This window comes from Chelativorans composti (assembly GCF_039541695.1).
In the GTDB taxonomy this organism is placed as follows: Bacteria; Pseudomonadota; Alphaproteobacteria; order Rhizobiales; family Rhizobiaceae; genus Chelativorans; species Chelativorans composti.
Genome location: NZ_BAABGS010000019.1, coordinates 40,905 through 66,754 on the forward strand (window position 1 = coordinate 40,905; position 25,850 = coordinate 66,754).

A 25,850-nucleotide genomic window follows, 5' to 3' on the forward strand; every position below is an offset into this window, starting at 1 on the left:
TCTTCTTCAGCCGGAAAACTCATGGGACGGTGACACGGCGCCGACAGGACCGCTCGCCATTCCGGGACAAGCGGGGAAGGTTGGTCGCGTGCCAGAGCGCAGTTCCCGCCGCGGTTTGCTTGTGACACGATGGTGGGCGCTGTCCGCACGGGCCCGCCTCCTGCCCCGCCCTTCGACGCGAGGTGCCTTACTCGGTCATGTGCAGGTCCTTGGCTCCCAGCCAGTCAGCTAAGGGCTCCAATGCCCCACCGGCTCCGAGCGACAGCCGGCACGAAACTTTTTTCGAGAAGCCACATGACGCTGAAAACCCCACCGGACACCAAGGACTCACAGACGTTGATCGTTGCCCAGACATCCCGATTGTCTTGTGGCAGCTCCGGACGGCAAACCGGTTCCACCTTTCTAAGACGGCTCTAGCAAGACACTCAACATCTCCACCGTCTGCCTGGGCATCGCCCTGCCTGGGATTGCCGCGCCGGCCAAAGCGATCCGTGCCGCACCAAGAAGAGCGTTCCAGACGCGGCTACGACAATCGCGTGCGCGCTTGCAACGCGGGGCATCAGGGTGACTGCGGCAATGCCGGGTGTGAGAAACACCGACTTGGCCCAACCATGGCACAAGCGAACGACCCCGAAACCGTTTTCATGGAAAGCTCTGGAGTTTCTCGTCAGGGCGGGCACCCGCCTCGGCTGAACTGATACTGCCCGGCAGGCCCGCGGCCGGAGCTATCGGCGACGACCCCTGACGCCTTAAGCTTGCACGCAAGACAGTTTCACCAGGCTGATAAGCCCAGCCTTGCATCTATCCCTGCCGGCCGGTCGGCAGTGTCTGGCGTTTCGATTCAGGGTATGTCTCGCCCGCAGGCGGCAAGATACCTCACATGCTAACAAGAAACATTTTCGCGATTTCGGCGAGAAACCAAGCATATTTAGAAATCAGGTTTCCATTTCATTATTTATCGTAGAAGATTTTTTCTACCATTCTGCCGATCATTGAAATGACGTACTACAAATGGAGCTTCGCATGCAACTCCATTGGAATGGCCAAGTGTTTTCTTGTTGTGAGGAGCTGCAGAATTTCTTATTAGCATATTAATAGTTATCATTGCTCCCCATTGAGGGGCGAGGGGGTACGTCCTGCTTTGGCAATTCTTCCAAAGCGCGGTCTTGCAAGCTTTTGCATTGGTGACAGGGGAGTTCGGCCCCCTTCCACCAGCCGGAACCGCAAATTCCAACGTCAGCTGCACACGACATTTCCAAGAGTGTTCCGACTGAAGATTGCGCTGCCGCATGGATCGGCCCGGAAAGCTTCCGCCATGCGGAGGCAGCCCAGGTGGACGATCCGATGAGACCTCATCCTCACATTTCTGGCTTCCTCAGCAGGAGCGTGGTGACTGGCAACACCCAGTGCCGCAGAGGAGGTATAGATGGCGCGTGGCACAGCTCCCCAGAAATCCAGACCAGTTCCCCGTTCATTAATGCTGCAGGGGGCGGCGATCGCCCTGCCGTTTCACGTGCTCGCAGCTGGAAGCGTCTTCCTCAACGCTTCGCCTGCTCTTGCCGAGTGCGTCCCTTCGGCGAATCCCGTCGGTGAAGTATGTATCGGAGACGATCCCGGTGACCCGAATTACCACCTGTCGGGCATAGACCGCAGTTCAGCCAACGATTTCACACTGACCGTCGATGATCTGGTGGTTGACCGCCGCGGAATTGGCGGAACTGACACGAACGCGATTAGACTGGACGGCGTGGGCGGTGGTTCCGGTCTGTTGAAGGTCATCGTTGGCGATGATGTCAAGCTCTACACAGAGGGTAGATTCTCCGACGGCGTGCAGGTCCATGCTGTCCCAGGCGGGGGCGGCTCGAACCAGGGAATCTGGATCGAATCGGGGGCGGATATCACAGTGATCGCTACCGATCCGGACGCCGATGAAGGTGACATGGAGACCACCGCTGGCTTGGAGGCCAGGGTTCAATACAGCGGAAATAACCAGGACGTTACCGTCAAGCAGAGGGCGGGCAGCGTTATCGATGTGCAGGGCTATGCGACCGTCGGCATCTACGCGTGGACCTACGGCCTTGGAGCCGTCGACGTCACATCCGCAGGTACCATCAATACCAACGGGCTGTACGGTTACGGGATGTTTGCCGGCATAACGAATGCTGATACCGAAAAGAATACTACCGTGACCCTGGACCCGGACGGCAAAATTACCACGATCGGGCAAGAATCGGTCGGTATTTATGCGTACAACCTCGGTCAAGGCGCGGCGACCATCAATGTCCATGGTTCCATCGAGACGTCCGGTGAGTTTGCGGATGGCGCCTTGGCACTCATTGGAAACAGCAATAACGACCAGACGGCGCTGATCAATATCTCTGGCTCGGGAATGATCGCTACCTCTGGCGATAACGCCTACGGTGCCTATGTTTTCCATTCAGGCATCGGAAAAGCAGAGATCGTTAACCACGGAGAAATTCTGGTCACCGGCTTCGGTTCCTTTGGCGCTTATGCGCTGGGAATCGGTGGAGATACCTCCGTCGATAACGGTGGCACCATTCGTGCGACTGGAGAACATGGCGTCGGCATTGTGGCCCTGTCTGACGCGACTACAGTGACCCTAACGATTGGCACGGATGCGCTCGTGGAAGGCGGCTGGCAATCCCTTACGCCGAATCCCGGAAGGAGGCGAGCATCGGGCGTGGCGGTCGCCTCACCCAACGGCAGCATCATCAACAATCTTGGCCGCGTCCTTGCCGGGTCGGACTTGGCAATCATTGTTGGGGGAGGCGCTTCCGATCAGGTCGGCAAGTTGACAGTAAACAACCGCGGCACCGTCACCGGCTATGTGGAGCTTGCCGACGTCGATGACAACAGTTTCACCAACGCCGCGGGTGGCCTGTTCGACATTCGTCACTTCGCGGACATCGACGGCGACGGCGTGCGCGACATCAAGCGGGTCTCGATCTCCGATTTCGGCGATCCGGACAGCAGTTTCGACAACCAGGCAGGAGCAACGGTCCGGCTGGCCGAGGTTCTCGACAACGCAGACACCGACTCAACGGATTACTACGTGCCAACCACAGGGACCGGCAGCATCCCGCTGGACGCCGGGTTCTATGACCTGAGGCGCAACGGGATCGTTCAGGGCCAGCTTGTCAACCTGGGCACGTTCAGCCATGCCGGCGTGATCGACCTGCGCGGCCCTGAGATCGGCAACACGCTCGTCATTACCGCCAACCCGCAGGCGGGCGGCGATCCCGGCAGCGGGGTATTCATCTCGAACGGCGGCACGCTGCTGCTGAACACCGTGCTCAATGCAGGCGTGGTACCCGGCGGCGGTTCCGGTTCCCAGTCCGACGTCCTGGTGGTCGACGGCACACAGCTGGGCACCGCCCCCACGACGATCGTCACGTCATCGACCGGCGCGAGCGTTCCGGCGCGCTGACGACCGACAACGGTATCCTGCTCGTCGAGGTTCGCAACAAGGAAGCTTCCGCGCCGGGCGTCTTCACGCTGCAGGGCGACTACGTGGACAACGGCGAGCAGCGCATCATCGCCGGCGTCTACAGCTACGGGCTGTACCACAACGGCGTCGACGAGAATGCCGCAGACGGCAACTGGTACCTGCGCAACGTGGCGCTCGCGCCGACCGTGCCGGTCTATCAGGAGTATCCGAAGGTTCTGGTACCGCTGGTCGAACTGCCGACGCTCAAGCAGCGCGCCGGCAACCGGCACTCGAGAGATCCAGCCCCGGCGGCTCCGGCCGAAACCGTGTTCTGCAAGGATGCCAGCCAGAACTTCCGCTGCACCGTCACGCCCGAGCAGGCGAGCTACTACATCAGCGAGGATGGCGCCGTGACCATCGAGACCGGCGCCGTGTGGGGACGGATCGAGGGTGCGCACGGTCATTATGAGGCGGCCGTGTCAACCATCGACGCGGAATACGATGCAACCACCTGGCACGTGCAGGCCGGGTTCGACGGCCTGCTCGCCGAAAATGACAGCGGCAAGTTGATCGGCGGTATCTCGGCGCGCTACGGCCACATTCGCAGCGATATCACCTCAACCGCGGGCGGCGGCAGCATCAAGGCCAACGGATATGGCATCGGCGGCAGCCTCACCTGGTACGGCTACAACGGCTTCTACGTCGACGCCCAGGGGCAGGCTACCTGGTTGAAGTCGGACATCCGGTCGGCCAACACCAACATGGACCTTGCGGACGGCAACAAGGGCTTCGGCTATGCGCTCGGCCTCGAGGCAGGGTATAGGCATGCGTTGAACGACCGTTGGTCGCTCACGCCGCAGGCGCAGCTCGTCTACTCGCGCATCGACTTCGACAGGTTCGTCGATCCGCTCGAGACGAGCGTCGTGCTCCGGGATGGCGACAGCCTGCGCGGCCGGGTCGGCCTGGCAGCAGAATACGAATCGCGCTGGAAGGCCGAGAACGGAACCACATCGAGGGCCAACGTGTACGGCATCGCCAACCTGTACCACGAGTTCCTAGACGGCTACCGGGTGAGCGTCGCCGGCACCGAGTTCACCAGCCGCAACGACCGCAGCTGGGGAGGCATCGGGCTGGGCGCCACGCTGAACTGGGATGACGACAAGTACTCGGTCTTCGGCGAGGCTTCCGTGAGCACCAGCCTCAACAGTTTCGGCGACGGCCACCGGGTCGCCGGAACAGTTGGTCTGAGGGTCAAGTGGTAGCGAGCAAGACGGCGGCCATTCCGAATGGCCGTCTTTCCCTGACTCCCCTGCTGGGCTTGATCCTGCTGCTGGCCGGATGCGCGGCCGGCAGTTACCCCACTCCGTCCATCGAGGAACTGAAGCTCGCTTACGCGGACGAGCCCTACGAGGTCCGCATTGTCAACCGGGCCAAGTTCGACAAGCGATTCCACCCTACCATTGTTCCGGCCCCGGAGGGCATGCCCGAAGGCTCGATCCTGGTTGATACCCGAAAGCGGTTTCTCTATCTCATCGAGAAGAACGGCATAGCGCGGCGTTACGGCGTCGCGGTCGGCACGTCGGGCCATGCGTGGTCCGGCACAGCAGTAATCGGAAGGAAGGCGAAATGGCCGGCCTGGTATCCTACCGACGACATGCGCAATGAAACGCCCGACCTACCGCAACGCATCGAACCGGGACCGCACAATCCCCTCGGAGCGCGTGCGCTCTACCTCTACCAGAACGGCCACGACACGCTCTACCGCATCCACGGCACATCCGAACCGTGGACCATCGGAACCGAGGCATCTTCCGGCTGCATCCGCATGCTTAACGAGGACGTCATCGACCTTTTCGACCGGGTGCAGAACGGGGCCGTGGTGAAGGTGATCTGACGATCGTCCTTGAGCGGCCAGCATTCCGGAAACCGCTGAAGGGCTCCAGGCGATCTGTTTCCCCGTCCGGGAGGAGAACCCATTGCAGGCGGAAACCGGTGCCCACTGGCTGGCCGGATACTTCCGTCCCGCGCATGTCTGCCCATGCGGCGAAAGGCCTGGCGCAACGGGCGCCGGAAGACCATATGTAGTGCCGTGGCCAACAGAGTGTCTAGCAAATGTCCATCAAGCAAAAGGGCGCCTATTGCCCGCAATGCCAGAAGCGCGTGCTGGCGCAGGGCGTGAAGCCCAACCACCTCCTGCATCTGCTGCTCACCATCTTCACCGGCGGGCTGTGGGGCATCGTCTGGCTGATCATCACCGTCATGAGCGCGGGAAACTACCGCTGCACCCAATGCGGTACGCGGGTGTGAGGTTGTCACGAAAGAAGGCTCCGGGAGCGTTCGCGGCGGCCGGGGCATTCCACGTGACACAGGGGACCATGAGGCGCTCCAGTTAACGATTGCTGCTGCCGGCTGCCTGGGGATTGCCTTTCCAGAGCCTAGAGCAATTCAGATTTTCGCGGAACTGTGAATTTCCTAAGTAATTGTTTTGTCGCGGTTCCGGACGGAAAACCGGTCTTCACTTTCCTGGAACCGCCTAGAGCTTCAGGACGATATATGGCCTGCCTTCCGGCTTCTCGATATGACGGGCGACATTGTAGACGGGAATGCCTCCGGCGGTCCTGCCCACATGCGTGCCGTGGTGGGCATGGCCGTGAACCACGGCGCTCACCCTGTAGCGGTCGATAACTTCCCCAAGGCGGGCGGATCCAAGGAACGGCCAGATCTGCGGAGGCTCACCCTCGACCGTATCCGCGGTAGGCGAATAGTGCAGCAGCGCCAGTGACTTCGGGGTGCGGATCTGGCGCAGCGCGTTCTCCAGCTTGATGGTCTCGTTGAGCGATTCGGCAACCATGGCCTTGATCGCCGCCTCGCCGAAGGAAGCCAGCATCTGCCTGCCAAAGCCGCCGACGAAACCCTTCACTCCAGCGAAAGTGACACCCTTCAGCTCCACGGCGGTGCCGTCGAGCAGATACACACCCGCTTCCCGGATGATGGCGGATACTTCCTCGACGCAATCGCTCTGGTGATCGTGATTGCCCAATACGGCAACGACCGGCACGCGGGAGGCCCGCAGGTCCTCAACCAACAGCCGCGCTTCCGCTGGCTTGCCGAGATCCGTCAGATCGCCGGCGATCACGATGACGTCTGACCGCTCCGACATTTCGGCGAAGATGTCACGATAGCTCACCGAGCCGTCCTCCTGCACGTGGAGATCACCGATCGCGGCCACCCGCGTCACCGCAGCATTCATGCCGTGCCTCCGCTGCCCCCGAGGATATCGGTGAAACCCCACTTGTGGACGTCAATCTCGAAATCGGCCGCGGAAAACATGCGTCCGCGACAAATCTTCCTGTCGGGCGAAGGGAGGCGGCGCTGGTGCATCAGACGGTCGAGAAGCTCGTCGATCAGCCAGCCCGGGATCCTTTCCCGTTCGCTCGGATAAATGAAGCGGAAGTTCAGCAGATGAATGAGCAGCACCTCCCAGTGGACTTCCATGTGGCGCAAAAGACGTTCCCAGTCGATCTCTTCGCTGGCCCGCAGGATCAGATGCGCCACGTCGGCACCGTCGTAGCGGTCGCGGTTCTGGATGAAGCACTTGGACCATACAAGTTCGGTGGGACTGACGAAGCGGACCTGCTGCCCCAGCGCCCTGCCCTTCCGGGCGTGCTCGAACCAGAGGTCCGAGACCGGCGTTGCCCCGTTGGATGAACCGAAAATCACATCGAAGGTGGCGTCGCCCCGGGTGACCTTGCCGAGCCACCGCTCATCCTCGATGCGGATTTCATCCCCCAGCTCCTTGAAGAGGGACAGAATGCGCGGCCAGTCTCCCGCCTTGCAGAAGATGTCGAAATCCTTGGTCGGACGGGAAATGCCCGTGTAGGCGCTGAGCGCGAAAGTACCCGCGACAAGAAACGGAATGCGGGCCCTGGCGAGAACACGGATGGCCCCGGCATAAAAGGCTTCCTGCTCGGCAGTCCCGAGGACGGGCTTCGCTCGCGCGACGATCGTCAGCTGCTGCAAGGCCTGCTCCATTCTGATCAGCGCACATAACAGTCCGCTTCCATCAACATGCAGCGAGCCGTCCAGTTCCCGCCGGGACGCGCACAACAATATGCGATCATACTTATTTGCTGTTGCAACAGCACGCGAACCTGTCAAAACTCCCGGCATGGGGAAAATCGGGAATACCGATGAGCACGTTCGACGACACCGCGCACCAGGAACCGGCCGGCCTGCCGGCCGACATCACCTCCATCCTCGCGGCGATCGAGAAAGAGCGAGTGCCCGAGCGGCTGCTCAAGCTCGCCCTTGAGCTGCAGGATGCGCTGGCCAGGCAGCGGTCCAACGAACAGGCAGCCCGAGCCGCCCCTCCCATCGAACGCTCCGAAGGCGCTTGAATCGATCACGTCAGGGAAAGGTTCAAGCGAGTGCCGGGCGCGCTCGCAGCTGTTCACTCATTTGTCCTGAGGGATCATGGAAGAGTTGCTCCAGGAAGGTGCCGTTCAAGTGGAAGCCATCGCCGGGGCTCGGCCCGATTGGCTTATCCTGACGCTGGTTCTCGGCGGCGCAGTCTGCGCCGCGCTTCTTGTCCATTCCGTGCTGATGGCGATCTTTCGCCGACTTGTCGGGCGGCAGGATGAGTTCTGGCGCAAACTTCTGGATCAGTCGTCCTCCCTCATCTGCGTCGGCCTGATCCTGTTCTCGCTCGCGCTCGCCGTGCCGCTGGCGCCTCTGTCCGACACAGGCTCCACCATACTGCGGCACGTGCTGACACTCGGTTTCATCGGCGTCCTCACACGGATCGCCCAGCTCGCGCTGCAGCTGTTCGTGTCGCTTCACCTGCGGCGGATCAGCAAGGAATCCAAGGACGAGCTGATGACCCGCAAGCATGTCACGCAGACGCGAATCCTGCAGCGGATCGGCACCACGGTCATCCTTGTGATCGGCATCAGCGCGATGCTGATGACCTTCGATCCGGTCCGGCAGTACGGCATCAGCCTGCTGGCCTCGGCGGGCGCCGCATCCCTGGTCGTCGGCCTCTCACTTCAGCCGATGCTGAAGAACGTGTTTGCCGGCATCCAACTGGCGATTACACAGCCGATCCGCATCGACGATTCCATCCAGGTCCAGGGTGAGACGGGAACGGTCGAAGAGATAACCTCCACCTACGTGGTGGTCCGGACCTGGGACGGGCGGCGCATGATCCTGCCGCTCAACTATTTCATCGAACAGCCCTTCCTCAACATGAGCCGCAAGAACACGAGCGTGACGGCCGTCGCCATCATGAACGTGGATTATTCGACACCGGTGGACGCCCTGCGGCAGAAGGCGCGCGAGCTGGTTGAAGCATCGCCGCTGTGGGACAGGAAGAGTTTTGCCGTGACGGTGACGAACCTCAAGGAAACAAAAATGGAGGTCCGGATCACGGCAGGCGCGAAGAACTCCAGCGCGGCCTCCGAACTCGCCGCCCTCCTGCGCGAACAGCTCGTCACCTATCTGGTCGAGAACCATCCGCGGGCGCTACCCCTCGCTGCATTGCCTTCGCAGCAGCCACCCCTAGATAGCAAGACCAAGAGCCCCGCTTCTTCCTGACGGCAAAGCGGGGCGGTGGCGCAAGGTGGGAGGAGACCTATGAACACCGCGAACCTGCAGCTTGAAGGCGTTCTGATGGCGATGGCGGCCATTTGCAGACTGCTCAGGGAAAAGGGGCTGGTCGAGGAAGAGGACATCGACGACATCCTGCGGCGCGCGGAGGAACTCCTGGCCGCCGACAAGCAGCGATCGGACCAGATCTCGTCTGCCAACATCGAGGCAATGCTGTTTCCGCTCCGGTTCCTGCGCAAGGCGAACCACATTGCCCGCCCGGACTCCTACTCGACCATCGTTACGGCGGTGAGCCGTACACGCCGTGAGCAATGCGGCCTGGGGCTGCCGGAGGGAGACTGAATGCCAAGCATCAGCGTCGAAGAACTGGAAGGGCGGCTGAACGCCCAGCGCCAGGTTCTGGCCATTCTGCTCTCCTGGGCCGAGCGGCAGGGCGCCGACGTCGAGGCGCTGCTGGCACCTTTGACAGAGGCCGGGAGCAGCAACGATCATCAGGAAGACCCAGGCGCCGTGCCTGTTCCGGCCTTTGCGATCGAAGGCGCGCGGGGGCGCGAAATCCGGCTCATTCTCGAGGAGGCGCGGGCTATCGGGACCACCACGGAAGCCCGCAAGGCGAAGTGAACAAGGGCCGGCCGTGGGGCGCCGGCCGCACCGGGAGCCTTGTAACAGTCGGGATCGGATGGTCCCCAACCCCAGCTCGCGCAGCAGCAGGGCCTGCCGCTCCAGGATCTCCGCGGTTTCCTCGCTGGTCAGATGCGTTAGCATAAGGCCGATGCAGCACTCCAGATAGGTGATCGACGAGCGGCGCAGGAAGTCCCTCTTCTGCTCATCGGACAGTCGTTCGATCCTGTTGTGACCCTTCGGCATCGGTCTCTCCTCTGTTGGAAATTCCAATGGACAACGGGCGGAGAAGTTCCGCAAATGGCTCAGGAACGACGAGTCGCCGCACGATCATTGCAATAATTTAATGATATTGTTGCTGAAAACCGCGCACTCTTGCCGTACATGCGCTCCATTCAGGACTGAAGGTTGAAGACCCATGCAATGCGCTGACGAACACTTGCGGAGAACTCTATGAGCTGGTGGAAGCAGGCAATCATCAGTGTTGTCGTCCTCCTGGCTTCCGCCTTGATCTGGTACCTATACTTTTCAGGCGCAGCGCAGGTCACAGCAAAACTCGGGATCGGGGGACCGGCCCCTGCCGAAAGTCAGGGTGGCGGCGGGCCTCGCGGCGGCGGGCCGGGCGGAGCACCGGGCCGCGGAGGTCCCGGCATGGGCATGGGCGTCCCTGCCGTCATCATCACGGAAGACGTCGGTACGGCGACGATCAACGATCGCCTGTCGGCCATCGGCACGGGCAGCGCGCTCCATTCCGTCGCCGTGCGCCCCTATTCCTCAGGACGCCTCACGGAAATCCTGGTGGAGCCCGGTAGCGAGGTGAGAGCCGGGGACGTGATCGCCCGCATGGATTCGGAGGCCGAGCGTATCGCTGTCGACCGGGCCGAACTCACGCTTGAGGACGCCCACGCCAAGCTCGAGCGCGCGCAGGCGCTCGCCAAGTCCAACAACATCACGCCCGTGCAATTGCGCGACGCCGAACTGGCCGTGCGGACCGCCGAGCTGCAGCTGCGTGAAAACCAGCTCGCGCTCGACCGCCGCGAAATCCGCGCCCCCATCAACGGTATTATCGGCATCCTGCCGGTCTCGCCGGGCGACTACGTGACGAGCTCCACCGACATCGCCACAATTGACGACAGGTCGGAGATCCTCGTCGACTTCTGGGTGCCGGAGCGCTACGCGCGGCAGATCCAGATCGGCGCGCCGCTGAGCGCCCAGTCTGTCGGCCGCCCCGACGAGACCTACGAAGGCACGGTGCGCGCCATCGACAACCAGGTGGACAACGCCAGCCGCACGCTGCGCGTTCAGGCCCGCATCTCCAACCCCACGGACACGCTGCGTTCCGGCATGGCGTTCCGCGTGGAGATGCAGTTCCCGGGCGACCAGTATCCGGCCGTCAACCCGCTGGCCGTTCAGTGGAGCAATGACGGGGCCTATGTCTGGGCGGTCCGTAACGAAGTGGCGGTCAAGGTGCCGGTGAAAATCATGCAGCGGAACTCCGACCATGTTCTCGTGAGCGGGGATCTCAGACCCGGCGACAAGGTCGTGGTCGAGGGCGTTCATGCGGTCCGCGAGGGCCAGAACGTGCCGGTAGCCGCAAACTCGACAATGCAGGGAAGACGGCAGGGCAGCTGAGCCCCTTTACCAGGATGCTGCGATGATCAACGAAAAGATAGTCCAGGCCGGCAGCAGCTTCACCGCCCTCTTCATCCGGCGGCCGGTCTTCGCCTTCGTGGTGAATACGCTGATCGCCGTGGCGGGTCTCGCAGCCTTCTACGGCGTCGAGGTGCGCGAGCTGCCCCAGGTCGACCGGCCGGTCATCACGATCACCACCACGTTCTCCGGTGCGGCCGCTGAAACCATCGACCGGCAGATCACCTCGGAAATCGAAGGCGCCGTCGCGCGGGTGCCTGGCGTGACGTCGATCTCGTCCTCCTCGTCCTTCGGACGCAGTCGCGTGACCGTGGAGTTCAGCGAGGACGTGGACCTCGATGCCGCGGCCTCCGACGTTCGCGACGCCGTGGGCCGCATCCAGAACCGTCTGCCGGACGATGCCGATTCGCCGACGGTCGTGAAGGCGGACAACGACGCCCAGGCAGTGATGCGGCTCGCCGTCACGTCCAGTACCATGAACGTGCAGGACCTGACGGTCTTCGTGGAAGACGAGATCGTCGACCGGCTCTCGTCGGTGCCGGGTGTCGCGACGGTCCAGGTTTACGGCGGCAGGAACAAGATCTTCCGCGTCGATATTGACCCGGCGCGGCTGGCCAGCCTCGGCCTTACCATCGGCGACATCGGCAATGCGCTCAGGTCGGTTTCCTTCGACAGTCCGGCCGGTTCGATCACCAACACGACGCAGGACCTGATCGTCCGCGCGACGGCGACGATCACCACACCCGAGGACCTGGAGAACATCCAGCTCTCGCGCAACGTGAAGCTGGGCGACGTCGCTACGGTCATGCTCGGGCCGGACATCGGCGAGAGCCAACTGCGCGCCAACGGCAAGACAGGCATCGGCCTTGGCATCCTGCGGCAGGCGCAATCCAACACGCTCAATATCTCGCAGGGCGTGAAGGCGGAGCTGGAGCGCATCCGCGAGATCCTTCCGGAAGGCACGGAAATCTTCATCACCGGCGACGACGCCGTTTTCATCGAAGGCGCAATTCATGAGGTGGAAATCGCGCTCATCCTGTCGGTGACGGTCGTGCTGGGCGTGATCTACATGTTCCTGCGCGACTGGCGGGCGACGATCATCCCGGGCCTGTCGATCCCCGTGGCGCTCATCGGCACAATCGCCGCGATCTACCTGATGGGCTACTCCATCAACATTCTCACCCTGCTGGCGCTGGTTCTTGCAACCGGCCTGGTGGTGGACGACGCCATCGTGGTGCTGGAAAACATCGTCCGCCGGCGCAACCAGGGTATGGGCCCGCGCGCCGCGGCGGTGCTCGGCGCGCAGGAAGTGTTCTTCGCCGTGATCGCGACCACGGCCGTGCTGATCGCCGTTTTCGTGCCGCTCTCCTTCCTGCCCGGTCAGGCTGGCGGCCTGTTCAAGGAATTCGGCTTCGTTCTCGGCTTCTCCGTATTCCTGTCGTCGATCGTCGCTCTCACGCTCTGCCCGATGCTCGCTTCCCGTTTCCTCAAGGATACGGAACATCATGAGAGCGTGGGCGGACTGCTTGGACGCGTCGGCTCCGCCGGCGCCGCACTCTACAAGCGGACACTGCACGCCTGCCTCAACGCGCCGCTGGTGGTGCTTGCGGTTGCCATCGTCTTCGCCGGGGCAGCGGCCATCATGTTCTCCAACGTGAAGAACGAACTGACGCCGAACGAGGACCGGGCGATGGCGATGATGCGCATCACCGCGCCGCAGGGCGTCAGCCTCGATTACATGTCGAGCAAGCTCCAGCAGATCGAAGGTTCGATCAAGCCGCTCATCGACAATGGCGAGATCAGGACGACCTTCTCCATCGTCGGCATGGGCGGCAGCAACAGCGCCATGTTGATCCTGGGCCTTGCCCCATGGGAGGAGCGCGAGCGGACCCAGCAGCAGATCCTGGACGAGGTGAACCAGCGCGCGGGCCGGGTGCCGGGCGTGCGGGCCTTCGCCTTCCAGCCGAACAGCCTCAACATCCGCAATTCCGGCAGCGGCCTGCAGTTCGCGGTTGCCGGCAGCAGCTACGAGAAGCTCACCGAAGCGGCGATGGCCATCGTCGCGGAAATGGAGAAGGATCCCCGTTTCGACCGGCCACGCCTGTCGCAGGACGCTTCGCAGCCGCAGCTGAAGGTGGAAATCGACCGGCAGAAAGCCGCGGATCTCGGCATCAACATCGACGGCCTCGGCGAGTCGATCCAGGCGCTGCTCGACGGGCGAAAGATCGGCACGCTGTTCATCGATGACGACAGTTTCGACGTGAAGCTGCTGTCGAGCGCCAATCCGATCAACGATCCGACCGACCTCGAGAACATCTTCGTCCGGACGAGCGACGACCGCTTCGTGCCGCTGTCGACCATCGCCTTACTGCGCGAGGAGGCGGTGCCGCCGTCGCTCGCCCGCGAGCAGCAGCTGCGCGTGGTGCAGGTCACGGCGGGCCTGGCGCCCAATTTCGCGCTGGGCGACGCCTATGCCACGGTGCAGGAGATCGCCAGGCCGCTGCTTCCCTCCGGCGCCCGCATCATCCCGCTCGCGGAAGCCGCAACGCTAGGCGAGACGGCGAGCAGCATGTCGACGGTGTTCGGCTTCGCAGTGGTCATCATCTTCCTGGTGCTGGCCGCGCAGTTCGAGAGCTTCGTCAGCGCCCTCATCATCATGTCGACGGTGCCGCTGGGCCTGGCCTGCGCCGTGTTCGCCCTCATCCTCACGGGAACCTCGCTCAACGTCTACAGCCAGATCGGCCTCGTGCTGCTCGTCGGTATCATGGCGAAGAACGGCATCCTGATCGTGGAATTCGCCAACCAGCTGCGCGACAAGGGACTCTCCGTGCGCGAGGCGGTGGAACAGGCATCGCTCATCCGCCTGCGTCCGGTGATGATGACCATGATCTGCACGATCGTGGGCGGCGTGCCGCTGGTGCTGGCCTCCGGCGCTGGCGCGGAAGCCCGCATTGCGCTTGGCTGGGTGATCGTCGGCGGCCTCGGCCTCGCCTCGATCGCCACCCTCTACCTGACGCCGGTGGCCTACCTCCTGATCGGGCGTTTCGTCACCCCGAAGGTGGAGGAGGAAAAGCGGCTGGAGCGCGAGCTGACGGAAGCCGCGGAGGTGGCCACGGGTCACTGAGGCGTTACCCACTGCATGTCTGACATTCCACACAGGCCGCATGACAAATGCGGCCTGTCCTAGTATGTGTGCCGCGATCGCTGGCGGAACAGAATGGAACCGGCTCATGAAGATCATAACAATAGAAGACGCAAAGGCGATGGTCGGCAAGGAGATCGGAGTCTCCGAATGGCGCACCGTGACCCAAACGATGATCGACCTGTTCGCTGACGCCACCGACGACCATCAGTTCATTCACACCGATCCGGAGCGGGCCGCCCGCGAGTCTCCCTATGGCGGGACGATTGCCCACGGCTTCCTCACACTGTCGCTGCTGTCCGCCATGATCTTCGAGGCCGTGCCGCGCCTGCAGGGCGCTTCCGTGGGCGTCAACTTCGGCTTCGACAAGATCCGCTTCACCAATGTGGTGCGCACCGGATCGCGCATCCGCGCCCGCTTCGTTCTTTCCGACCTCAAGGTCCGCCCCTCGGGCATCATCGAGAGCGCCTATGACGTCAGCGTCGAGATCGAGAACAACGCCAAGCCGGCCCTGACCGCGCGGTGGCTCACGCTCGCCATGCCGGACCGGAACGAAAACGGCGAGTCGTAGACGTTCCCGAGGTCGCAACTGCGCAGGTTCCCTTGCTACGGCACATCTTCCCGCAAACGCGACCCCGAACGATCCTGCAGGTTATTGGACCTGCACTGCAACTATCGGTTAAAGGCGCGGTGTCTGTCTTGAAATCCTCGGCCCGTTCGTGAAATTACAGGACATCTACGAGGAGAGCAGATGACAACGCGAGACCACAGACCTGGATCAACGCAATTCCACGCCATCCGCTCGCTTCGGGACCTTCCGGCATGAGGTCGTTTGAAGGGCTCACCGTCCTGCTCTCGGGAGCAACGGGCGGGTTTGGCCTTCAGCTTGCCCGCCGCCTGTCGGACGCTGGCGCAAGGCTGGTCCTTTCCGATCTCGACGCCGGTCCGCTGGGGGAACTGGCGGAATCGCTTTCCGCCGAGGTCGTGACGCTGGCGGGCGACATCGCCGACGAGTCAACCTCGGAACGGCTGGTCGCACTGGCGCTGGAGCGCTTTGGCAGCCTCGACATCGCCATCAACAACGCGGGCATCGCCCAGTCCTTCGTGCGCTTTCACCTGCTGCCTTCGGACGAGGCGCGGCGCATCATCGACGTGAACCTGATGGGCGTGTTCTACGCGATGAAGCACCAGCTGCCCGTCATGGAAAAGCAATTCAGGAAAACGGGCCGGCCCGGCTCGATCGTCAACGTGTCGTCCTACGCAGGCCTCAAGGGCGCACCCAGGCTGGCGGCCTATTCGGCGGCCAAGCACGGGGTCATCGGGCTGACAAGGAGCGCCGCGGCGGAATACGCCGCGAAAGGCGTGCGCGTGAACGCCGTCTGCCCGTCCTTCTCACGCACGCCAATGGTCATGGGCAAGCTGGGTGTCGCCTTCCGCAACCCCGACGAGGCGGAGGCGAGCCTGGCTCGTCTCGTGCCGATGCAGCGCCTGGCGGAGGTGGAGGAGGTGGCGGAAGCCATCCTGTTCGCCGCTCACCCGGAAAACAGCTACATGACCGGGCAGGCCATCGCCGTCGATGGCGGCGTCAGCGCCATCTGAGCCGCGCTTCAGGAAGCAGCCAGCACAGCGTGTGGACACGAGAAAGCGGTCCCCCCAGTGCTGCGGGAACCGCTCCGAGCCCGACAATATCAGGCACAAACGTTCTGTCTCATTCCTCCGCAGGTTCGTCAGCAGGAGGGTTTCGGGGCTTTCCCACCCGCGTCGGCACGGTCACGGACACCGGGTCACTGGCAGGGAAGCTGTCTTCCAGCCCCTCCTCCAGCTCCTGCTCGACCTCCTGCTCCTCCGGCTCCGGCTTCCGGTTGGTCCGCATGGCGAATTCGCCGGGGGCTCCGGTGCGGGTCGCGCGGGTAACAGAAACGGGGTCGCTGGCGGGAAACGTATCTTCCAGGCCCTGATCAAGCTGATCTTCCAGATCATCAACCGAGGGCTGCGGGTCGATCGCTGGTTCTTCCATCCTGTCACGACCTTGCATCGGCACCTCCTTCTGTCGGAACTACAATGCCAAAGGGGGCCTGGCGGTTCCTCTGCCTGAAATCAGGCCCAATCGCCGACATTCGAGGCACAAAATCGCACGGAAGGCCTTGCAGTTTCGGGCCATTTGAAGCATTACAGACTCGACAAGCGGCCCAGAAATTGGTAACAGCGCGCATTCCCGCGTGGAGCGCTGGCCTTTGGTTGCCTGGACCGCTCCGAGGTTTAGGGCCTAATATCAACAGATCTACAGGAAGACCACGTGCAAGTACTCGTCCGCGATAACAATGTCGATCAGGCGCTTCGCGCACTCAAGAAGAAGATGCAGCGTGAAGGTATTTTCCGCGAGATGAAAATGCGTGGGCACTTCGAGAAGCCTTCCGAGAAGCGCGCACGCGAGAAAGCGGAAGCTATCCGTCGCGCACGCAAGTTGGCTCGCAAGCGCGCTCAGCGCGAAGGTCTCCTCGGTGGTGGACGCGTAGTGCGCTAAGCGCCTACATTTCGTCTTTTTTTACCTTATATATGCGTAAGGTGGCGCGAGCTGGTATCGCCGCCACCTTTTTTTTTGACCCGATGGCGGCCACCGAACCGGAACTGATCGAATGGCGAGAGTGTCGATGCGAACCTTCCGAGTGCCTCAAAATGCGTTGAGGGCCTTTTCCCTTATTGCGATGGGCGCCCTGGCAGCCTGTTCGTCAACGGGCGGCTCTGCATTCAACGACCTCCTGCCGGTGGATCCGGCCCAGGCATCCGCGGAGAACATTGCCTCTCTCACCGCGGTCATCAGCCGGTCGCCGAACGATCCCGAAGCCTACAACGTACGCGGATCGGCATACGGCCGCGCGGGCCGCTACAAGGAAGCGCTCGCCGACTTCGACCGGGCAATCCAGCTCGATCCGAATTCCTATCAGGCCTATGCAAACCGCGCCCTCATCCACCGCTACATGGGCAACATGCAGCAGGCGGTCGCCGACTACACGCGGGCCATTCAGCTTAACCCGAGCTATGACGTCGCCTATATCGGCCGGGGCGAGGTCTTCCGCCTTTCCGGCCGCACGGCAGAAGCCTTCCAGGACTTCGAGCGCGCCATCGCCCTCGACACCACGGACCCGCGCGCCTACCTGCGCCGCGGCCTGCTCTATCAGGCGAACGGCCAGCACCAGTACGCCATCGAGGACTTCGCCAAGGCGATCTCCTACGCGCCGGGCGAGCCTTACGGCTACAATGCCCGTGGGCTGTCGTACCTCGCCCTCGGCGACGACGAAAACGCTTTCACCGACTTCAACACCGCCATCCGGCTGAACGACAACCTGGCGGAAAGCTGGGCGAACCAGGCGCTGGTCTACGAACATCGCGGCGACAAGGAGCGGGCCGCCCGTTCCTACGCCCGCGCGCTGCAGCTCGATCCGAATTATGGCCCCGCCAAGGAAGGGCTGGCCAGAACCCGCACGTCCTGACGCGGGAAAGAACCCGGAATCAAAAAGCCCGGCAAACCGGGCTTTTTTCTTGTCTTGAGCTGCTCGGACCTTCAGTTGAAACTCCGAACTTCTTCGAATTCGATTTTCTCACGGTTCCGGATAGAACCCGTACCCGCTTCTCCTGGAACCGCTCGTGTCTGACACGGCTGCGGACGGGAAACAACGGTCCTCACCTTCCGTGGAACCCGATCTTGTCCACGCGGCCGGGCGGAAAACCGGTCCCACTTTTCCTGGAGCCGCCCTTTTCCCACGCGGCTCCGGACGGAAAACCGGTTCCCACTTCTCCTGGAGCCGCGTTAGCGCAGAAGCCAGGCGCCAGCCGCCGTGATCAGAAGGAAGAGAAGCAGGCTGGAGAAGAAACCGGCGGTCGTGAAGAAACCAAAGGCCATCGAGATCAGGATCGCCGCGACGACCAGGATGGAATACTTGGCGAACTTCACGAAGAACGCATAGGTGCGCTCGTGCTCTTCATAGTCCATCTTGGCGCCGGTTTCGACGACGCCCTGCGCATGTGAATCTGCCATTGCATTACCCCTCAGCATTGACTTCAGAGGAAATAGCCAAATTGATGGAAATGAGCAATGGACTCCTTCGACGCAACGGCGCGATCGGGAAAATCGGTACTACTCCCCTCTTCCCGCACTGCCGGTTCGGCATTTATCCAGCTCGCGAAGACCAGTTTCCACCCGTCCCGGCAATCTCATCACGATGACGGGTCGGGAACCGTTCGATCGTTGTCTGAAAGCGTTCTGGCCGAGCGATCCCCAAATGGGTGCGGACGGCTCCGCGTGCTCTCCTTCCGGGCCGGACGCATCCGGCCCGGGCGCTCCTGCCGGCAGCTGGCCGGCATCCGGTCAATTGGGGCGCCGAAGAAGCAATCAGGCGGCTTCCAAGGTGAGCCGTGCTGTCGGGAGAACGCGAATGGAATCGCGCTGACCCGTCTTCTGCCGCTCATAGAGCATACGCTGCTCTTCCTTGGTCGAGCGGAAGAACGGGTATTTCTCGATCACGTCATCAAGCAGCGCACGGGTGTTCATCTGAAGAAGATGAACCGGCACCTCCAGTCCCGGATAAGCCCTCGGTCCCGTGGCGGGTTCGGCCCGGAACACGCGGTAGTAGAAGGCGGAATGCTCTTCCTTGATGGCGATCAGGCAGTAATCGGTGTCGAAATACTTGGCACCCAGGACCGCAAGGCGCAGGGTGATGAAAGGTAATACGCGCAGCTTGCGGCTCCACTCCGCGTCGGCCGCAAACCGGCTCGGATCCACAAAGGTTTCGCCCCTCTCCAGCCGCGAGGCCACGATGTCACCGAACACGCCGCAGGTCGGCGCCTGCGGGTTCTCCTTGCTCAAGTGATGAATGCGCACCGTGCTGACCAGAGCACCGCGGTAGAAGACGCCGAACCGATACGAGTTCGGCAGGTCGTCATACTTGTCATGAACCTGCCTGGCAGCGTCGGATTTGATCATGCCGGCCGCGAGATAGGCCTGATAGCGCAGCCGGTATATGGCTTCCAGGTCCTCTCCCCGGTCGCATACGCGGTACTCGATCTCGTCGAGCACGCTGAAGACGCTGCGGTTGAATGGGGAATCCTCCGCTCTCTGACCCCTCTGAGCTGAATTCGTCGCTACCATGTCCCACCCTGAATTCCACCAAGATAGGAACAGTTAGCATTTAATTAAAATTCTAGTGAAGGGGCGACATGGCGTTAACCTTAACGGCCAAAAAGTCTGAACAGAACGGGTTCGCCAGCCGACGTCGCAAGGGACCGTCAAGACGTTCAATCATCCCTGACGAAGCTGATTTTTCCGATTCCGGACGCGGTCAGCCACCTGCCGTTGCCGGAAACCTCCGGAAGCGTCAGCTGTGCGCCGTGCGCTTCTCCTCGGCGGCAGTGCCAACCTCCTCCGGCACGCGCAGCGGCGGGAAGGTCCAGTCGCCATCGGCCATCGCGCGGGCGCCAGACGGGGAAAGCGCGGCGCCGAACAGGAAGCCCTGCACCTGGTCGGGACGGGCGGATTCGCGCAGCAGCCGCAGCTGCTCGTGCGTCTCGACGCCCTCGACCGTAACGGCAAGGCCGAGGCTGCGAGACAGCTGCACCACGCTCTTGAGAAGTTTGCGCGAACGGGCGTTTTCCGCCACGTCCTGCAGGAAGCTGCCGTCAATCTTCACGCGGTCAAGCGGAAGTGTGTGCAGATAGCTCAGGCTGGAGTAACCAGTGCCGAAATCGTCCAGGGCGATGCAGACGCCGAGCTCCTTCAGCTGCTTGATGTAGGCGTGGCTAAGCTGCTGATCCTCAAGCAGCGCCGTCTCCGTCACCTCAAGTTCAAGCCGGTGCGGCGCCAGCTGCGACTTCTCGAGAGCCTCGGCCACAATGTCGACCACGGCCCGGCCCTGGAAGTCCCGAGCGGAAAGGTTCACCGATACGCTGATGTGCTCCGGCCAGCGGGTGCATTCCCGGCACGCCGTTTCCAGAACCATGCGGCTGATTTCCGTGATCAGGCCCATTTCCTCCGCGAGCGGGATGAAGACGCTGGGCGAGATCGGCCCCAGCTGCGGATGCGTCCAGCGGCACAGCGCCTCGTAAGACGACACGCGAAGCGTTTCCATGTCCACGATCGGCTGGTACATGACATGCAGCTGACGGTCCGCGATCGCGGCACGCAGATCGGACTTCATCATCTGCCGCGTCCGGAAGGCGGCGTCCATGTGCTCCTCGTAGAGGCGCCAGGTGGCCTTGCCCGCATCCTTGGCGGCATAGAGCGCCAGGTCCGCGCGGACGGTGATCTCGTTCAGATCGCCCTCGGACGCAGGGAAGACGACGAGACCTGCGCTCGCCTCAATCGACAGGATATGACCCGCCACTTCGACCGGACCGCACGTGCTCTCGTAGATCCTGAGGAAGCGCGCCTTGAGATCTTCTACGTCATCGACCTGGTCGATGTAGAGCATGAACTCGTCGCCGCCGAAACGGCCGACCTTCACGGTGTCGCTCACGTGGTCGACAAGGCGCTCGGCGACAAGGTAGATCACGCTGTCACCGACGGGGTGGCCAAGGCTATCGTTGATCGACTTGAAATCGTCCAGATCGATGATGGCCAGCCCGCACAGCCTGTCGCGATCGCCGCTGGCAACGTATTCCCGCACCATCTCCTGGAAATATGCGCGGTTCGGCAAGCCGGTCAGGCTGTCGTAACGCGCCATGTGGCGGATCTTTTCCTCCGCCTCGACACGATGCGTCACTTCCTCGAAAGTCAGAACCGCGAGTTCCTCCTTGTCCTCGCGAGCGGTAAATTCCAGATAGCGCCCGTCGAGCAGTCGCAGCAGCACCTTGTCCCCGTTGCCGGCGTCCATGGCCTCGCGCAATTGCTCGCGCGCCGTGGCAAAGTCGTCGCGGCTCAGCAGCGAACCGGCGACCCCGCGCAGCAGCAGCGCATCCAGCGTGCGGCCGATCATCTGTTCGGAGAACCGGAAACCCAGATGCTCGGCGGCGCGATCGTTGGCGACAACGACCGTGCCGTTGGGATCGAACATGATCAAGCCGTGCGACATGGTGTTGAGGGCGCGGTCGAAACGCTGCGCCAGACGGCTTGCCTTCTTGCGCTCCATCACGGCGCTCAGCATGAGCTGCCGGAGATCCGCCGCGCTGTTGATGACGATCAGTCCGAAGGGCGCCATCAGGACGGCAAGGACGACATGGCCGAGATCACCCCGGAGAAGGAACGCGCAGGCGAGAGGCACCAACATCGAGAAGGTAAACGCCCCCACCACGCGCGCCGAACCGTAGTTGCGGCCCACCACGGTGGCGAGCGCGGTCAGGACCAGCGCCAGGGCGCTCAGCTCGCCGAGTTCGTTCGGGTAAACGTAGGTCGCGCAGAAGCCGAAGGCTCCCAGCAGAACGCCCTGCGTTGCCCCTTTAATGACATAATCGGTTTCAAGTATCCGCGCCTGATGTGGATCAGTAACGGCTTCAGGCCCCTTGCGAATGCCGAGGTAGCGAACGACAGCGATGGCAAACAGAATGAGCCCGAAGGCCAGGAAGATGGGTTGGCCCGAGTTGGCATAGACAAGAAGAGCTATGACCAGATGTGCCGTCGCGCCGAACAGGATCGTGCCCCTGCTGCCGTAGAGCGACTTCACAAACTGGACATACACCTCTCTCGGTATGTCGCTTTCCGCCCGTTTCGCCATAGTTTCTCCCGACTACGGAGAACTTATTACAACTTGGGCTTAAAAAAGAACTTATCGTCAAGCGTTAATAATTCTTAACCGATGGCGCAATCGGCGCGTTCGGGCACGGGGCGCAAAAATGTCGCACCCCTTCTCAATGACATCGGCGGCTCAGGCAAAGATCATTCTGCGGCGCGCAGCGTGTGTGCTCCACCTCCTGACAGATCCTGCAGCAGTTGCGCGCGGCGGGCGAAGGCAGCCTCCATGTTGGCCATCTTCACGTGTCCGAAGCCTTTGATACCCATCGGGATTTCCGACAACGCCAGCAGGATTTCGGTCTTCTCGCTGGTGAGGTCCGGCTTGGCGAGCGTCGTTTCGATCAGTTCCAGATCCTGCTCGAAGGTCGCAAGCAGCTCGCGTTCCTTCCGACGCTCCTCAAGGTAACTGAAGGGATCGATCACCATGCCGCGGATGTGCCGCAGGCGGGCAAGCACCTTCATCATGGCAAACATCGCCGGTCCGAAGGACCGCTTTTTCAGGTGCCCATCGGCGTCACGGCGGGCAAGGATGGGCGGCGCCATGTGGAATTCCAGACGGTCGTAGCTTTCAAACTCGCGCTGCAACTGACGAAGGAACGAACCGTCGGTGTAGAGCCGGGCGACCTCGTATTCATCCTTGATGGCCATCAGCTTGAACAGGCTCCTGGCCACGGCCTCGGTGATGGCGGTGGCGCCGGGAGCGACCGCATTTTCGGCCCGGCGGATGCGCTCGACCCAGGCAAGGTAGCGCCCGGCATAGGCGGCATCCTGGTACTGCGTCAGGAAGTCCGCGCGGCGGGCGATGAGATCGTCCAGGCTCGGCGTTTCCAGAGGCTTCTGCTGTTCGGCCGAGGCGATGAGTGCGCGAACCTCATCAGGCAGATGGGCGGCGCGGCGCCCCCAGCGAAACGCGTGGATGTTGGCGGTGACCGCCTGGCCGTTCAGCTCGATCGCCCGCTCGATCGCCTCCGCGGAGACCGGCAGGCCCCCCTTCTGATAGGCGATACCGAGCATGAACATGTTGGCGCTGAGGGTATTTCCGAACAGCACCCTGGCAGCATTGGTCGCGTCGAAGAAAAAGGTCTTCTCCTCGCCCGCGGTGCGGACGATTTCCCGCTTCAGCCGTTCGGTCGGGAGACTGAAATCGGGCGAACGCGTGAAGTCGCCGGGCATTACCTCGGCTGTATTCACGAGAACCAGCGTGTGGCCGTGCCGGATGGTGGAAAGCACCTTGCGCGAGCCCGAGACAACGAGGTCCGCACCCAGCACCAGATCCGCCTCTCCCGCGGATACACGGATGGAACGGACGGCTTCGGGAGAGCGCGCGATGCGGATATTCGAGTAAACCGCCCCGCCCTTCTGGGCGAGCCCAGCCATGTCGATGACGCCGACGCCCTTGCGCTCAAGATGGGCCGCCATGGCGAGAATCGCGCCAAGGGTCACCACGCCCGTGCCGCCAATGCCGTCGATCACGGCGCCCCATCCCTTGTCGACGGGGTAAAGATCCGGATCAGGAACATTGTCCAGCGGATCAATGGCGCCCGCGATGCCTTCCAGCTTCCGCAGGCGCGCGCCGTGAACCGTCACGAAGGACGGGCAGAAGCCATCCAGGCAGGAGAAATCCTTGTTGCAGCTCGACTGGTCGATCCGGCGCTTGCGGCCGAATTCGGTTTCGACCGGCTGGATGGAGACGCAGTTCGACTTCACGCCGCAGTCACCGCAACCTTCGCAGACCAGTTCATTGATGAAGACGCGGCGGTCCGGATCGGGAAACGCGCCACGCTTGCGGCGACGTCGCTTTTCCGCCGCGCAGGTCTGATCATAGATGAGCACGGTCACGCCCGGCGTGTCGCGCAGGTGGCGCTGGACCTGATCCAGGTCCTCCCGATGGTGGACCGTAGATCCTTCCGGGAACCGGAACCGGCCCTGGTACTTCTCGGGTTCGTCGGAGACGATGGCGATGTGCTTCACGCCCTCAGCCTTGAGCTGGGCTGCAATCTGTTCGACGGTAAGCCCGCCCTCGGCAGGCTGACCGCCGGTCATCGCCACCGCATCGTTGTATAGAATCTTATAGGTCATGTTGACGCCGGCGGCGACGGCGAAGCGGATGGCGAGCGAGCCTGAATGGGTGTAGGTGCCATCGCCCAGGTTCTGGAAGAAGTGCTGGCGCTTCGAGAATGGCGCCTGGCCAATCCACTGCGCCCCCTCCCCGCCCATGGCGGTGAAACCGGCCGTGTTACGATCCATCCAGATGGACATGAGATGGCAGCCAATGCCCGCGCCGGCGATTGAGCCCTCCGGCACGCGGGTCGACGTGTTGTGCGGGCAGCCCGAGCAGAAATATGGCGTGCGCTTGGCAATCTCCGGCGCCTGCACGAGCATCGCCTGGAACTGGCGGAGGCGGGTGACATGCGCGGCAATCTCCTCCGAATAGCCGATCACCCGTAAGATGCGCTCGCCGATGGCGATGGCGATCTCATTGGGATCGAGCGATCCCTTCACGGGGAAGAGGATCTCGCCGCGCTCGTCCTTCTTGCCAACGATGACGGGGCGATTGGGCGTTCCGTACAGGTTTTCCCTGAGCTGAAGCTCCAGCAGCGAGCGCTTTTCCTCCACGACGATCACGGTGTGGAGACCGCGCACAAAATCGGCCATGTGCTGGTAGTCGAAGGGCCACGAACAGGCGACCTTGAACAGGCGGATGCCGAGCAAGTTCGCACGCTCCTCGTCAATGCCGAGGTCGTCCAGGGCCTGACGCACGTCGAGGTAGCTCGTGCCGATGGTGACGATGCCGAGCTTCGGATCGCAGCCGCCCGAGAAGATGATGCGGTTGAGGCCGTTGGCCTGCACGAAGGCGGCGGCGGCCTTGCGCTTGTAGTCGTGCAGCCGCTCCTCCTGCCCGAGCTGGTTCAGCTCGTGACGGATGTGCAGCCCGCCGGGCGGCAGGTCAATCTCAGGATAGACGATCCTGATGCGGTCGAGCGAAACGCTTACCGACGCCGTGGACTCGATATTGTCCTTGACGCACTTGAGCGCGGCCCAGGTGCCGGCGAAACGAGAGAGCGCATAACCGTAAAGTCCGTAGTCGATGATTTCCTGAACGCCAGCCGGGTTCAGGATCGGGATCATCGCATCGATGAAGGCAAATTCACTCTGGTGGGCAATGGTGGAGGACTCGGCAGTGTGGTCGTCGCCCATCAGGGCGAGCACGCCGCCGTGCGGCGAGGTGCCGAAGGAGTTGGCGTGGCGGAACACGTCACCGGTGCGGTCGACGCCGGGGCCCTTGCCGTACCAGAGGGCGAAGACCCCGTCATACTTGCCGTCACCCAGCAGATTGGTCTGTTGCGAACCCCAGCAGGCGGTCGCCGCCAGATCCTCGTTCAAACCCGGCTGGAAAACAATGTTGGACGCGGCGAGCTTGTCGCCAGCCTTCCAAAGCTGCTGGTCGATGCCCCCCAGGGGCGATCCGCGATAACCGGACACAAAACCTGCGGTATTCAGTCCCGCCCGCCGGTCCAGCTCCCGCTGCATGAGCAGCAGACGAACAACGGCCTGCGAGCCAGAGACAAGTATTTCCTTCCTGGACAGATCGTATTTGTCGTCGAGCGACACCTGCCTAAGCATTCAGCCACCTCCTCCCGGTGGTAATTTCCGTACAAGTCGGG

Annotated in this window: 21 protein-coding genes; 14 read left to right on the forward strand and 7 right to left on the reverse strand. The window is 62.5% G+C overall.

Annotation, left to right across the window (positions count from 1 at the left end; genetic code table 11):
- Window positions 1-1,426: 1,426 nt before the first annotated feature.
- From ABD906_RS07090 to ABD906_RS07105, 4 genes are all read left to right on the forward strand, one after another.
- Entirely contained in the window at window positions 1,427-3,448 is a 2,022-nt protein-coding gene (locus ABD906_RS07090; protein WP_345098803.1) for a hypothetical protein, read from the forward strand.
- A gap of 17 nt (window positions 3,449-3,465) precedes the next feature.
- Window positions 3,466-4,710 carry an autotransporter family protein gene (locus ABD906_RS07095; RefSeq protein ID WP_345098864.1) on the forward strand — a complete coding sequence of 415 codons (1,245 nt, stop codon included), beginning with the start codon at window positions 3,466-3,468 and terminating at the stop codon, window positions 4,708-4,710.
- Window positions 4,704-5,342, forward strand: a complete 639-nt coding sequence (locus ABD906_RS07100) for a L,D-transpeptidase (RefSeq protein WP_345098804.1) — start codon at window positions 4,704-4,706, stop codon at window positions 5,340-5,342. Before ABD906_RS07095 ends, ABD906_RS07100 begins: the two co-directional genes overlap by 7 nt.
- A gap of 218 nt (window positions 5,343-5,560) precedes the next feature.
- Window positions 5,561-5,755, forward strand: coding sequence for a hypothetical protein (locus ABD906_RS07105; protein ID WP_345098805.1), 195 nt, complete (start codon window positions 5,561-5,563; stop codon window positions 5,753-5,755).
- Between the two features lie 226 nt (window positions 5,756-5,981).
- Here the strand turns inward: ABD906_RS07105 and ABD906_RS07110 are convergent, their stop codons facing one another.
- The gene (locus ABD906_RS07110; protein WP_345098806.1) at window positions 5,982-6,698 is read right to left on the reverse strand and encodes a metallophosphoesterase family protein; all 717 of its coding nucleotides are present in this window, start codon (window positions 6,696-6,698) and stop codon (window positions 5,982-5,984) included.
- Entirely contained in the window at window positions 6,695-7,480 is a 786-nt protein-coding gene (locus ABD906_RS07115) for a nucleotidyltransferase family protein (RefSeq protein ID WP_378187994.1), read from the reverse strand. Before ABD906_RS07115 ends, ABD906_RS07110 begins: the two co-directional genes overlap by 4 nt.
- Window positions 7,481-7,638: 158 nt before the next feature.
- Between ABD906_RS07115 and ABD906_RS07120 the strand changes: the two genes are divergently transcribed.
- The 8 genes from ABD906_RS07120 to ABD906_RS07155 all read left to right on the forward strand — a co-directional run bounded on the left by ABD906_RS07120 (window position 7,639) and on the right by ABD906_RS07155 (window position 16,064).
- On the forward strand, window positions 7,639-7,845 hold the full coding sequence (locus ABD906_RS07120) for a hypothetical protein (protein ID WP_345098808.1): 207 nt from the start codon (window positions 7,639-7,641) through the stop codon (window positions 7,843-7,845).
- A 76-nt stretch (window positions 7,846-7,921) separates the two neighbouring features.
- Window positions 7,922-9,040, forward strand: a complete 1,119-nt coding sequence (locus tag ABD906_RS07125; RefSeq protein ID WP_345098809.1) for a mechanosensitive ion channel family protein — start codon at window positions 7,922-7,924, stop codon at window positions 9,038-9,040.
- 39 nt (window positions 9,041-9,079) lie between these two features.
- A complete protein-coding gene (locus ABD906_RS07130) occupies window positions 9,080-9,394 on the forward strand; it encodes a hypothetical protein (protein WP_345098810.1) in 315 nt (104 codons plus the stop codon).
- Complete coding sequence (locus ABD906_RS07135; RefSeq protein ID WP_345098811.1) at window positions 9,395-9,673, forward strand: death domain-containing protein; 279 nt, start codon at window positions 9,395-9,397, stop codon at window positions 9,671-9,673.
- A gap of 651 nt (window positions 9,674-10,324) precedes the next feature.
- Window positions 10,325-11,305 (forward strand): efflux RND transporter periplasmic adaptor subunit, encoded by a 981-nt coding sequence (locus tag ABD906_RS07140; protein ID WP_345098812.1) that lies wholly within the window; start codon window positions 10,325-10,327, stop codon window positions 11,303-11,305.
- A 22-nt stretch (window positions 11,306-11,327) separates the two neighbouring features.
- Window positions 11,328-14,447, forward strand: coding sequence for an efflux RND transporter permease subunit (locus ABD906_RS07145; RefSeq protein WP_345098813.1), 3,120 nt, complete (start codon window positions 11,328-11,330; stop codon window positions 14,445-14,447).
- A gap of 106 nt (window positions 14,448-14,553) precedes the next feature.
- A complete protein-coding gene (locus ABD906_RS07150; protein WP_345098814.1) occupies window positions 14,554-15,036 on the forward strand; it encodes a MaoC family dehydratase in 483 nt (160 codons plus the stop codon).
- Between the two features lie 251 nt (window positions 15,037-15,287).
- Window positions 15,288-16,064: an SDR family NAD(P)-dependent oxidoreductase gene (locus ABD906_RS07155; RefSeq protein ID WP_345098815.1), complete on the forward strand. Its 777-nt coding sequence runs from the start codon at window positions 15,288-15,290 to the stop codon at window positions 16,062-16,064.
- A gap of 109 nt (window positions 16,065-16,173) precedes the next feature.
- Here ABD906_RS07155 and ABD906_RS07160 read toward each other — a convergent pair whose 3' ends face one another.
- Window positions 16,174-16,500: a hypothetical protein gene (locus tag ABD906_RS07160; RefSeq protein ID WP_345098816.1), complete on the reverse strand. Its 327-nt coding sequence runs from the start codon at window positions 16,498-16,500 to the stop codon at window positions 16,174-16,176.
- A 261-nt stretch (window positions 16,501-16,761) separates the two neighbouring features.
- On the opposite strand from ABD906_RS07160, the gene rpsU reads away from it, so the two are divergent.
- The gene (rpsU, locus tag ABD906_RS07165) at window positions 16,762-16,989 is read left to right on the forward strand and encodes a 30S ribosomal protein S21 (RefSeq protein ID WP_345098817.1); all 228 of its coding nucleotides are present in this window, start codon (window positions 16,762-16,764) and stop codon (window positions 16,987-16,989) included.
- A gap of 112 nt (window positions 16,990-17,101) precedes the next feature.
- Window positions 17,102-17,956 carry a tetratricopeptide repeat protein gene (locus ABD906_RS07170; protein ID WP_425549981.1) on the forward strand — a complete coding sequence of 285 codons (855 nt, stop codon included), beginning with the start codon at window positions 17,102-17,104 and terminating at the stop codon, window positions 17,954-17,956.
- A 317-nt stretch (window positions 17,957-18,273) separates the two neighbouring features.
- On the opposite strand, the gene ABD906_RS07175 is transcribed toward ABD906_RS07170, so the two are convergent.
- The 4 genes from ABD906_RS07175 to ABD906_RS07190 form a co-directional block, all read right to left on the reverse strand.
- Window positions 18,274-18,501, reverse strand: a complete 228-nt coding sequence (locus ABD906_RS07175) for an aa3-type cytochrome c oxidase subunit IV (protein ID WP_345098818.1) — start codon at window positions 18,499-18,501, stop codon at window positions 18,274-18,276.
- Window positions 18,502-18,855: 354 nt separating this feature from the next.
- On the reverse strand, window positions 18,856-19,611 hold the full coding sequence (locus ABD906_RS07180; protein WP_345098819.1) for an N-acyl amino acid synthase FeeM domain-containing protein: 756 nt from the start codon (window positions 19,609-19,611) through the stop codon (window positions 18,856-18,858).
- Window positions 19,612-19,837: 226 nt separating this feature from the next.
- Window positions 19,838-22,168 (reverse strand): putative bifunctional diguanylate cyclase/phosphodiesterase, encoded by a 2,331-nt coding sequence (locus tag ABD906_RS07185; RefSeq protein WP_345098820.1) that lies wholly within the window; start codon window positions 22,166-22,168, stop codon window positions 19,838-19,840.
- A 161-nt stretch (window positions 22,169-22,329) separates the two neighbouring features.
- Complete coding sequence (locus tag ABD906_RS07190) at window positions 22,330-25,809, reverse strand: indolepyruvate ferredoxin oxidoreductase family protein (RefSeq protein WP_345098821.1); 3,480 nt, start codon at window positions 25,807-25,809, stop codon at window positions 22,330-22,332.
- Window positions 25,810-25,850 lie beyond the last annotated feature (41 nt).